The organism is Paenibacillus sp. OT2-17, from assembly GCF_009827695.1.
GTDB lineage: Bacteria > Bacillota > Bacilli > Paenibacillales > Paenibacillaceae > Paenibacillus > Paenibacillus polymyxa_B.
Window position 1 is genome coordinate 1 of record NZ_WUDQ01001016.1, and the last position, 648, is coordinate 648.

The window sequence follows — 648 nt, forward strand, 5'->3', positions numbered from 1 at the left end:
GGCACTGCCGTTTTCAGGCTGCTTGCTGCCACACCCTTGGCCACTTCATTGCAGACGATATCATAATGTGAAGTAGAACCACGGATGACCGTACCCAGCGTAATTACGGCATCATATTTGGCGCTTGCAGCCATTTTTTGTGCAATCAGTGAAATTTCAAATGCACCCGGAACCCAGGCTACATCAATTTCATCTTCCTGCGCACCATGTCGTTGAAGGGCGTCAATTGCGCCGCTTAACAGCTTGCTCGTAATAAACTCATTAAATCTGCCCACCACAATACCATATTTTAAACCGTTCGATACGAGATTACCTTCTAGAAAACGTGCCATGTTTAATCAACCTCTCATAGTTTAATTATTTAGGGACTTCGGATAATACTTCAGATTTACTTGGAACTGAGATGTATTTTTACAATGACAAACGACGACGGTAGTCCACCAAATGCTGAATACTGATCAGCTTCAATTGATGTCGCTTGGCGACCACTGCCAGATCAGGCAGGCGGGCCATTGAGCCATCTTCCTTTATAATTTCGCAAATGACCCCAGCAGGCTTGAAGCCACTGAGTCGGGCCAGATCAACAGCCGCTTCAGTGTGACCAGCACGCTGCAAGACACCACCATCGCGAGCAATCAGCGGGAACAT

Annotated in this window: 2 protein-coding genes; both read right to left on the bottom strand. The window is 46.8% G+C overall.

Going from position 1 to position 648, the window contains the following annotated elements; all coding sequences use genetic code 11:
• A partial coding sequence (gene ribH, locus GRP75_RS28795; RefSeq protein WP_160791094.1) for a 6,7-dimethyl-8-ribityllumazine synthase occupies positions 1 to 332 on the bottom strand: 332 nt, incomplete at its 3' end.
• Positions 333 to 411: 79 nt separating this feature from the next.
• Positions 412 to 648: 3,4-dihydroxy-2-butanone-4-phosphate synthase (locus GRP75_RS28800; protein WP_160791095.1), on the bottom strand; the 237-nt coding region annotated here is incomplete at its 5' end.